The organism is Tepidiforma sp. (genome assembly GCF_034433535.1).
GTDB lineage: Bacteria > Chloroflexota > Dehalococcoidia > Tepidiformales > Tepidiformaceae > Tepidiforma.
In genome coordinates, this window is record NZ_DAOUAO010000104.1 from 1 (window position 1) to 10088 (window position 10088).

The 10088-nt window shown below is 68.6% G+C and carries 10 protein-coding genes and 1 tRNA gene; 1 reads left to right on the forward strand and 10 read right to left on the reverse strand.

The annotated features are described in order from the left end of the window. Window positions 1-4 precede the first annotated feature (4 nt). Window positions 5-391 (reverse strand): hypothetical protein, encoded by a 387-nt coding sequence (locus VAE46_RS05680; RefSeq protein ID WP_322795949.1) that lies wholly within the window; start codon window positions 389-391, stop codon window positions 5-7. Between the two features lie 118 nt (window positions 392-509). Here VAE46_RS05680 and VAE46_RS05685 point away from each other — a divergent pair, with 118 nt between their 5' ends. Then, window positions 510-1373 (forward strand): SDR family NAD(P)-dependent oxidoreductase, encoded by an 864-nt coding sequence (locus tag VAE46_RS05685; protein ID WP_322795950.1) that lies wholly within the window; start codon window positions 510-512, stop codon window positions 1371-1373. 10 nt (window positions 1374-1383) lie between these two features. Here the strand turns inward: VAE46_RS05685 and gpmA are convergent, their stop codons facing one another. From gpmA to tcuA, 9 genes are all read right to left on the reverse strand, one after another. After that, a complete protein-coding gene (gpmA, locus tag VAE46_RS05690) occupies window positions 1384-2124 on the reverse strand; it encodes a 2,3-diphosphoglycerate-dependent phosphoglycerate mutase (RefSeq protein WP_322795951.1) in 741 nt (246 codons plus the stop codon). Between the two features lie 17 nt (window positions 2125-2141). Further along, window positions 2142-3446, reverse strand: coding sequence for an adenylosuccinate synthase (locus tag VAE46_RS05695; RefSeq protein WP_322795952.1), 1305 nt, complete (start codon window positions 3444-3446; stop codon window positions 2142-2144). 93 nt (window positions 3447-3539) lie between these two features. Beyond that, window positions 3540-4454, reverse strand: a complete 915-nt coding sequence (locus tag VAE46_RS05700) for an ABC transporter permease (RefSeq protein WP_322795953.1) — start codon at window positions 4452-4454, stop codon at window positions 3540-3542. 2 nt (window positions 4455-4456) lie between these two features. Then, window positions 4457-5410: an ABC transporter permease gene (locus VAE46_RS05705; RefSeq protein WP_322795954.1), complete on the reverse strand. Its 954-nt coding sequence runs from the start codon at window positions 5408-5410 to the stop codon at window positions 4457-4459. A gap of 115 nt (window positions 5411-5525) precedes the next feature. Continuing rightward, a complete protein-coding gene (locus VAE46_RS05710) occupies window positions 5526-7301 on the reverse strand; it encodes an ABC transporter substrate-binding protein (RefSeq protein WP_322795955.1) in 1776 nt (591 codons plus the stop codon). Window positions 7302-7588: 287 nt separating this feature from the next. Continuing rightward, window positions 7589-7664, reverse strand: a tRNA-Thr gene (locus VAE46_RS05715). A gap of 162 nt (window positions 7665-7826) precedes the next feature. Beyond that, entirely contained in the window at window positions 7827-8114 is a 288-nt protein-coding gene (locus VAE46_RS05720; protein WP_322795956.1) for a winged helix-turn-helix domain-containing protein, read from the reverse strand. A 71-nt stretch (window positions 8115-8185) separates the two neighbouring features. Further along, complete coding sequence (locus VAE46_RS05725) at window positions 8186-8449, reverse strand: hypothetical protein (protein WP_322795957.1); 264 nt, start codon at window positions 8447-8449, stop codon at window positions 8186-8188. Window positions 8450-8496: 47 nt separating this feature from the next. Continuing rightward, window positions 8497-9924: an FAD-dependent tricarballylate dehydrogenase TcuA gene (gene tcuA / locus VAE46_RS05730; RefSeq protein ID WP_322795958.1), complete on the reverse strand. Its 1428-nt coding sequence runs from the start codon at window positions 9922-9924 to the stop codon at window positions 8497-8499. Between the last annotated feature and the right edge of the window lie 164 nt (window positions 9925-10088).

Below are 10088 nucleotides of genomic sequence, written 5' to 3' on the forward strand. Positions count from 1 at the left end.
CAGCTCAGGCGGGGCGGGGGGAGGTGCGGGGCGGGCCGGGCTCGGGCGCCGGGAGGTGGCTGCGCGCGGGCCGCCAGGCGCGGACGGCGAGCCGACGCAGGGGGCCGCCGGCGGGACCGAGGGCGATTTCCGGGGCAAGGAGCACGAGGACGAGGCCGGCCCCGCCGGAGCCATTGGCACAGCCGGCCGAATCGCCGTGGCAGTGGCTGTGGTGGTCGCCGGCGGCGGCTTCGCGGCTGGCAAAGGGGAGCGAGAAGACGGCATCGGTGCCCGGGAGCGGGATGGCCAGCTCGGGCCAGTGGCCGAAGTAGGTGAGCATGGGCAGGATGGCGACCAGCAACCAGGCTGCTGCCGTTCGGGGGCGGATGGGCGCCCGGGCGGAGGTGCTCACGGGACAAGGATACCACCGGGGTGTGCTGCATTCAGGCGCCGAACGGCGGCTGCGGGGGTTCCCGGCGGGCCGGGGGTTGGGGTAGACTGCCGGGCAATCCGTCGGGAGGGTTATGACGATGAAGAATCTCGAAGGCAAGGTGGCGGTGGTGACTGGCGCATCGCGCGGGATTGGGACGTACATCGCGCAGGAGCTGGCGCAGGCGGGCTGCGATGTGGTGGTGGCGGCGCGGACGGCGGCCTCGCTGGAGCAGCTTGCGGCCGAGATCCGGTCGATGGGGCGACGGGCGCTGGCAGTAGCGTGCGATGTGGCGGACGCTGATGCGCGGCGCTCGCTGGTTTCGGCCGCCACAGCGGAGTTCGGGCGCATCGATATCCTGGTGAACAACGCCGGGATCGAGGTGACGGCGCACTTCGAGGACCAGGACGATGAGGAGCTGGACCGGATCATCCGGGTGAACCTGATCGCGCCGATGCAGCTGACGCGGCTGGTGCTGCCGGGGATGCTGGAGCGGAAGCGGGGGCACATCGTGAACATCGCCTCGCTGGCGGGGAAGGTGCCGGTGCCGTACTCCTCGCCGTATGCGGCCTCGAAGGCGGGGCTGATCGCCTTCACGGAGGGGCTGCGCTGCGAGCTGCAGGGGACGGGGGTTTCGGCCAGCGCGATTTGCCCGGGCTTCGTGGCGGATGCCGGCATGTACGCCGACTGGGAGCGGGAGACAGGGGCGAAGGCCTCGTTCCTGGCGGGGACGGTGAAGCCGGAGCGGGTGGCGCGGGATGTGGTGAAAGCGATCCGGAAGAATCGCCCGGAGATGCTGCAGTTCTGGGTACCCGCCCGGCCAACGGCGGTGCTGGCGGAGCTGGCACCGGGGACGTTCGAGAAGATCTATCCCATCTTCGGGGTGAAGAAGACGTACCGGAAGATCGCCGACCGGCGCCGGGAGGAGAAGCGGAAGGCGCAGGGCGCGGCGACCGCGGGCTGAGCGGCCACCTTCAGCCGGCCTGGCGGGCGACGGCTTCCGCGGCGGCGCGGGCGGCCTCGGGGTCGCCGAGGTAGCGCGAGCTGATGGGGCGGAGGTCGTCGCCCAGCTGATACAGGAGGGGGATGCCGGTGGGGATGTTCAGCTCGGCGATGGCCTCATCGCTGATGCTATCGAGGTGCTTGACGAGCGCGCGCAGGCTGTTGCCGTGGGCGCCGATGAGCACGCGCCGGCCGGCCCGGAGGTCGGGGACGATGGCGTCGTACCAGTAGGGGAGCATGCGGGCGACGACGTCCTTGAGGCACTCGGTCGCGGGCAGGAGGTCGGGAGGGAGGGCGGCATAGCGGCGGTCGAAGCGGGGGTGGCGGGGGTCGGAGGGGTCGAGCGGGGGCGGGGGGATGTCGTAGCTGCGGCGCCAGGCGAAGACTTGCTCGGGACCGTAGCGGTCGCTCGTTTCCTTCTTATTGAGGCCCTGGAGGGCGCCGTAGTGGCGTTCGTTCAGGCGCCAGTGACGGTGGACCGGGATCCAGTGCTGGTCCATGACATCGAGGGCGATGTTGACGGTTTCGATGGCGCGGCGGAGGAGCGAGGTGTGGACGACATCGAAGGCGAGGCCCTCGGCGCGCATGAGCTCGCCGGCTTTGCGGGCTTCGTCGCGCCCGGTTTCGCTGAGGGGCACATCGTGCCAGCCGGTGAAGCGGTTTTCGCGGTTCCAGGCGGATTCGCCGTGGCGGAGAAGGACGAGGGTGTACATGGCGCGGGACCCGTGGTCTAGAGGATGGGGTTGACGATGATGGCCTGTTCGCGGGCGGGACCGACGGAGATGAGGTCGACGGGGCAGTCGAGCAGGTCTTCGACGCGGCGGATGAAGGCCTGTGCCTGCGGCGGGAGGTCATCGAAGGAGCGGACGTTCGTGGTGGGCCGCTGCCAGCCGGGGAGCTCTTCGTAGACGGGCCGAACCCGCTCGAGCAGGGATTCGCGAGCGGGGAAGGTTTCGATGATTTTGCCGTCGAGCTCGTAGGCCGTGCAGATCTTGATGGACGGGAGGTCATCGAGGACGTCGAGGCGGGTGAGGGCGACGGCGGAGAGGCCGTTGAAGCGGACGCTGTAGCGGGCTGCGACGGCATCGAGCCAGCCGATGCGGCGCGGGCGGCCGGTGGTGGTGCCGTATTCGCCGCGGCCGAACTCCTTGCCGTGGTCGCGGAGCTGGTCGGCGGTGGCATCGAACAGTTCGGTGGGGAAGGGCCCGTTGCCGACACGGGTGCAGTAGCTCTTGAAGACGCCGACGACGCGGGAGATATCGGTGGGGCCGATGCCGACGCCGAGGGCGGCGCCGGAGGAGGACGACGAAGGGACGCTGGAGGTGACGTACGGGTAGGTGCCGTGGTCGAGGTCGAGGAGGGAGCCCTGGGCGCCCTCGAGGAGGACGTAATCGCCGCGGCGGTGGGCCTCCAGGACGATCTCCTGGACGTCGCCGACGTAGGGGCGGAGGCGCTCGCCGTAGTCGATGTACCGTTCGAGGCACTCGGAGAAGTCGAGCGGCTCGGCGCCGTAGACGCCGGTGATGACGCGGTTCTGGTAGGCGAGGGCGGCTTCGATGCGGGGGACCAGGTCGTCGCGGCGGAGAAGGTCGCAGATGCGGATGCCGCGGCGGGCGACCTTATCGGCGAAGCAGGGACCGACGCCTTTGCCGGTGGTGCCGATGGCGTGGGCGCCGCGTGCTTTCTCATCGAGCTGATCGAGGAGGCGATGCCACGGCATGATGACGTGGGCGCGGTCGGAGACGACGAGGCGGGAGGTATCGATGTTCTTGCGCTCGAGGTCTTCGATTTCGCCGAGGAGGACCTCGGGGTCGACGGCGACGCCGTTGCCGATGACGCAGGTTTTTTCGGGGTAGAAGATGCCGGCGGGGACGAGGTGGAGCTTGAATTCGCCGAGTTCGTTGACGATGGTGTGGCCGGCGTTATTGCCGGCGGAGTAGCGGGCAACGACTCGAGCTTTGCGGGCGAGGAGGTCGACGATGCGGCCCTTGCCTTCGTCGCCCCACTGCCCGCCAACGACGACGATGATGGGCATGGCAGACAGACTCCGGGCCCCCGTTTTCCCGGGGGCCCGTTGAGGCATTGTACAGGGCGATGGCCCGGGGGGCGAGGGCGAGATGGCGGCCAGTTAGCGGGAGCCGCGGAGGCGGGGGTCGAGGACGTCGCGGAGGGCGTCGCCGAGCATGTTGAAGGCGTAGACGGTGAGGAAGATGACGAGCCCGGGGAAGATGGCGACGTGGGGATACTGGGTGAGCCGTTCGCGGGCTTCGTTGAGCATGCGGCCCCAGGAGGCGGTGGGCGGCTGGACGCCGTAGCCGAGGAAGGCGAGGGAGGATTCGACCAGGACGGCGCCGCCGACCTGGATGGAGGCGCCGACGATGAGGACGGGAATCACGTTGGGAGTGACGTGGCGGAAGATGATGCGGAGGTCGGAGGCGCCGACGACGCGGGCGGCTTCGACGTACTGGTTTTGCTTGGCCGAGATGGCCGCCCCGCGGATGACGCGGGACTGCCCGAGCGCCACCAGCATGCCGACGGCGAGGACGATGCGGAGGTTGACCGGGATCTGCTGGATGGAGGTGACGAAGAGGATGATGAAGATGAGGCCGGGGAGAGCGATGCCGATATCGACGAGGCGCTGGAGGAGGATATCGAACTTGCCGCCAAAGTACCCGGAGACGACGCCGAGGGCGAGGGCGACGGTGGAGGAGATGGCGACGACGCCGAACCCGATGAGGATGGAGTTGCGGGCACCGTAGACGATGCGGGTGTAGAGGTCGCGGCCCTGCTGGTCGGTGCCGAACCAGTGGGAAGCGGAGGGCCCTTCGAAGCGTTCGGAAAGGACGCCGATATCGGGGTTCTTGCCGAAGGTGAACGCCTGGGGGAAGGCGGCCATGAGGATGAGGAGGATGACGACGACGGCACCGAAGGTGCCGAGCGGCTTGTGCCGGATGAAGCTGGCCACGTTGCGGCGGATGCGACCGAGGCGGGTGACCTCGGGACGGAGGGCGTAGGTTTCGAGGACTTTCGCGTCGGTGGCCATGGCTACGAGTACCTGATACGGGGATCGATGACGGAGTAGAGGACGTCGACGGTGAGGTTGGCGAACACCACCACCAGCGCGACGACGATGTTGACGGCCTGGATGACGGGATAGTCCTTCTGATCGATGGAGGAGACGTAATAGCGGCCCATGCCGGGGATGGAGTAGACGGTTTCGATGATGACAGTGCCGCCGACGAGAACGGGGAGCTGGAGGCCGATGACGGTGATGACCGGGATGAGGGCGTTGCGCATGGCGTGGCGGATGATGATGACGCGTTCGCGCAGGCCCTTGGCCCAGGCGGTGCGGATGTAGTCCTGGCGAAGGACTTCGAGCATGGAGGAGCGGGTGAAGCGCATGACGGAGCCGGAGAGGCCGCCGCCGAGGATGAGCGCGGGCATGAACATCAGCTTGAGGTTGCCGATTGGGTCATCACCGAAGCTGATGTAACGGGCGGGCGGGACGCCCCACTGGAAGTAGCGGGCGGCGAGGCTGATGAGGAGGATGGCGATCCAGAAGTTGGGGGCGGCGAGGAGGCCGATGGCGAAGCTGCGCCCGGCGTAATCGGCCCAGGTGTCCTGGCGAATGGCGGAGATAACGCCGACGGGGATGGCGATGAGCAGGGAGAAGAAGATGGCCATCGCGCCGAGCTGGAAGGTGACGGGCAGGCGGTTGCGGAGTTCGGAGGTGACTTCGCGGTTGGAGATGAGGGACTTGCCGAGGTCGAGCTGGACGATATCGCCGAGCCAGCGGAGGTACTGGGCGACGATGTTGCCTTCGAGGCCGAATTCTTTGCGGATGGCCTCCTTGGCGGCCTGGTCGCCGGCGCCGAACTCGCCGAGGACGAGGTCGACGACATCACCCGGGACGGCGCGGACGATGACGAAGACAACGAACGTCACGCCGAGGAGGGTGGGGATCATCAGGAGGAGGCGCCGGGCGATGTACCGTTGCATGGGCTGACCTCGCGGTGGGCATTCTTCGGGGTGGGCCGGCGATGCCGACCCACCCCGTTGGGCGGGCGTAGTGTACGCGAACTGCGAGCGGTTTTATTCGGCTGAAGGATGCGCGCTAGGCGCGGTCCAGCCAGATGAAGGGCACCTCCTCGGTCCCGGCGCCGTAGGAGCCGGGCACGGTCTGGATGTCGACGTTCTTGACCCATTCGCGGTAGCCGGTCCAGGCGGTGCCGGCGCCGGCGACGTGGGGGATGTAGTACATCTTTTCGGCGTTCTTGCGCTGGATGTCGTAGAAGAGCTGCTTGCGCTTCTCCGGGTCGAGTTCGCGCTGCTGGGCGCGGGCGAGCTGTTCGAGCTCGGCATCCTTGACCCGGGAGTGGTTCAGGGGGTTGTCGGTGAAGAGCCGGATGGGGTAGCCGCCGGCCTCGGGGAAGGGCGTCTCGTAACCGAAGGCGATACCGGTGAAGTTGCCGGTGAACGTCTGGGTGATGTACTTGGACGAGTAGTCCTGGACGTCGGTGGTGGTCTTGATGCCGATGGCGTTGATCATCTGGATGTTGGCCTCGGCGACGGAGTTGAAGCCGGAGCCGTAGCGGTTGGCGGTGTACTGGTAGACGGTGCTGAAGCCATCGGGGTAGCCGGCAGCGGCGAGGAGCTTCTTGGCCTCGGCCGGGTCGTACTTGAAGTACTTGCTGGATTCGCCCTGCTCGGCGCTGAGCGGGTCGAGCCAGAAGCGGGGGTTGCCGGCCGGGATGAGGTTGTTCCACTTTTCGGAGACGGCGAGGCCGGCGTCCTTGAGCTTTTTGACGTTGTACTGGAGGTCGAGCAGGGAGGCGCGGTCGAGGGCCATGGAGATGGCCAGGCGGACGCGCGGGTCCTTGTTCCAGGGCGAATCGGGGTTCGGGTCGAGGTAGACCCAGGAGACGAGCTGGCTGACTTCGCCGTAGAGCTGGACGTTGGGCAGGGCGCCTTTGACGTTGACGAGGTCTTCGGCGTTGAGGCCTTCGACGTCGCTGTTGCCGGCCTGGAACTGGGCGAGGCGGTTGGCGTATTCGGGGATGATGGAGATGTCGACGCCATCCATGAGCGGGAAGCCGCTCACGTGCCACTCGGGGTTCTTCTTGAGCTTGAAGCCGACGGATGGGGTGTAGCTTTCGAGGACCCAGGGGCCGGAACCGATGGAGGTTTTCGCCGGGTCGAAGCCGCCCTCCGCCTCTTTCGGCAGGATCCAGATGAGGTTGGCATCGGCGAGGATGTCGAGGAAGGCGGCGTTGGGCTCTTTGAGCTTGAAGACGACTGTCTGCTTGTCGGGGTACTGGACCGAATCGACGAAGGCGACCTGGGAGCGGTTGGTGTTGGTTTCGGCGGTGGCGCGGCCCCAGGAGTACTTGACGTCGTCGGAATCGACGGTGCGGCCGTTGACCGGGGCGATGTTGTGGAACTTGACGTTGGGCTTGAGCTTGATGGTCCAGGTAAGGCCGTCGGGGCTGGCTTCAGCGCTGGCGGCGAGATCGGGGACGGGCCTGAGGTCGGCCTGGCGGACGCCGGGGCCGGCGTTGTACTTGAAGAGGCGGCTGTAGACGTAGGCGGCGTAGCCCTTGGTGAGGAAGGAAAGGTTGCCGTAGGGGTCGATGGAGGGCGGGTCGCCGGTGAAGCTGATCCGGTAGGTGCCGCCGCGCTTCGCATTGGCGAAGGGGTCGACCGGGGTCGGGGTTGGGTTGGCGCCGGGCGTGGGCGTGGCGAGGCCGGAGAGGCCGCCGTCGTCATCGTCATCGCCGCAGCCGACGAGGGCGAGGCCAGCGGCGCCGGCGGTAAGAGCGGTTGCGCCGCCGAGGAAACGGCGCCGGTTGTGGCGCTGCTTCCAGTAGCGGTCCCAGTAAGAACCAGACATGAGATCCCCCTGCGAGAGCTTGGTACGCGGACGGTACGACGGCGGTGGGGCGATAGGATTCCCCTATCCACTCGATTCGCACCTATAGCTCCTCGCGATATCTACGGATGCGGGAGGGCGGGTGTCAATGGATTCCCGGGTGGAAATGCTCGAAAGCGAACAGAATTCGACGACCTGTCATTGGCAGGTTTGAAAAGGTTGACCGGCCAGTAAGGGCGGGTGGGCGAGGAACGGGGTGCCTGGCCCCGGGAGGCGGAGGGGAAGGGGCGGGGGCAGTGTTGGTGATATGGAGCCTCGACAGGGATTCGAACCCTGGACCTAGCGATTACGAATCGCTCGCTCTACCAGCTGAGCTATCGAGGCTCGGGGTGCCCGCGGGCCGGGCGCTCTCACGGTATGGTAGCGCGCTGTTCGGTCTGCGTGAATGCGGCCGCCCCCTGTTGCTCAGGCCGGGGGTTCGGTCAGGCAGTCAACGCGGGCAGGTCGGCCTGATGTGGCGCAAGTCTCGAAGTTGCGCCCTACCGCTCAGGCCGGGGGTTCGATCAGGCGCAGGAGTTCGCTGACCTGGTGGGCACGCTCTACCGGGTGACGGAGGGGGAGTTCGGCATGGATGTTGTACAGGTTGCGGCGGCCGACTCTTTGCCGGGTGAGGTAGCCGGCTTCGACAAGGTCGCGGACGATGCGCTGGGCGGCCCGCTCGGTGATGCCGACGCGCTCGGCGACGTCGCGCAGGCGGATGCCGGGGTCGTTCGCGATGCAGAGCAGGACGTGGGCGTGGTTCGTGAGGAACGTCCAGGGGGAGTTGGCTCCCATTGGGCCGTAGCCTAGCGGCAGGCAGCCTCGCGGGGAAGGGAGCGGGCTGACGGCGGCCGGGAAGGGGCCGGTCAGGCGGCGCGGCGGCCGGCGGTGCGGAGCTGTTCGCGCAGGAGGGCGGTGGCGGCGAGGGCTTCGATGGCGGCCTGCTTCTTCGCCTCGCGTCGGCGGGCGCGGAGGGCGAGCCGGTGACCGGCCTCTGCCACGAGGGCGAAGGCGAGGACCGTGGTCCAGGCGAGGGACCAGGCGGCGATGCCCTGCCAGCCGGCGAGGGCGGCGAGCACGGCGAGGAAGATGGCCGGGTTGCGAACGCCCCACGTCCAGAGGTGCTTCATACCGGAGATATCGGCGGGCGGGTCGAACCGGAACAGGTTGGCGGCGCCTACCCCTTCGCGCGGGCGGCGGCGTGGGCGCCGGCGATGCGGCCGTAGACGGCGCCGCGGAGCACGGACGTTGCGCCGGGGTAGTTGTCGTAGAAGAGTTCGCCCATGGGCTCGCCGGCGGCGTAGAGGCCGGGCAGGGGTTCGCCGCGGGTATCGAGCACGCGCGCCGAGGTATCGCAGGCGAGGCCGCCGAAGGTGAAGGTGATGCCGCCGGTGACGGGGATCGCGAGGTAGGGCGGGGTATCGATGGGAAGCGCCCAGTTGCTCTTCGGCGGGGTGATGCCGAGGGTGCACTTGCCGTCGAGACGGTCGAGGTCGTAGTCGCCGGGCTGGACGGCGGCGTTGAAGGCGGCGACGGTCTCGAGGAAGGCCTCGGCGGGGACGCCCATCTGGCGGGCGAGCCCTTCGAGCGTTGCGGACTGGAGGGGCGGGCCGACCGGGCGCCAGGCGCGGGCGAACTCCTCGCGCTGGTAGGCGCGCTGGTCGAACACGCACCAGGCCTGTCCCCCTGCGTGCTCGATGATGTGCTTGGAGAATTTCACGTAGGTGTGGTCGCGGAAATCTTCGCCCTCATCGAGGAATCGGCGGCCGTGGCGGTCGATGAAGATGCCCAGCTGGTAGTTGTAGAGCGCGGTGACGCCGCATTCGATGCGGGGCGAGCGGGCATCGAGGACGGCGGAGTGGTAATCGCCCCACTGGCCGGCGGGCCGCGCGCCGGCGGCGATCGCCATGAGGAGGCCTTCGCCGGTGTTGTAGCGGCTGCCCCGGAGGATGAGGGCATCGGCGAAGCGGCCGAGGTAGCGGACGCGCAGCTCGGGGTTGGCCTGGAAGCCGCCGCAGGCGAGGATGACGCCGCCGGCGGCGCGGAGGTCGATGAGGCCTTCCGGGCTGCGGGCGCGGGCCCCGGCGATGCCGCCATCGGGGGCGAGGAGGAGGTCGAGCGCGGCGGTGCGGTAGCTGACGGCCCCGCCGAGGCTTTCGAGGCGGCGGTAGAGGGTATCGACGAGGCCCTTGCCGCCGGCCCTGGGGCTGCGCCGGTAGCCGCCGGTGTGGGGGTAGCCGGCCTCCCATTCGATGCCGAGCGACGTGAGCCAGTCGACGGCGGAGCCGGCCTGTTCGCAGAGGGTGCGGACCAGCTCGGGGTTAGCGCGCCCGCCGGAGATGCGCATGAGGTCGTCGAACATATCGTCGACGGTGTAGGTGCGGGGGTGGTAGGCATCGGCCTCGTGGGGGTAGCGCACCTGGGCATCGGCGAAGCGGGTGTTGCCGCCGCGGTGCCCTGGCGGCGCCTTTTCGATGAGGATGACGGAGGCGCCGGCCTGGCGGGCGGAGATCGCGGCTGAGAGCCCGGCGATGCCCCCGCCGACCACGAGGACATCGCAGTCGTAGGCGGCAGCAGCGCCGGGGGAATCGACCGGAAGCGGCATGCGCGGAGGGTAGCGGGGCCGGGGGCGAACTTCCAGCAGGCGGGCGCGGCGCACGGCGCGGCTGAGGGGTAAAGTTGGACCCATGATGATGGACCGCGAACCGCGCCGGCTGGCGGCGCGCTGCCTCTACCTGCAGGTGACGATGGGCGACCACCGGCGCGGGC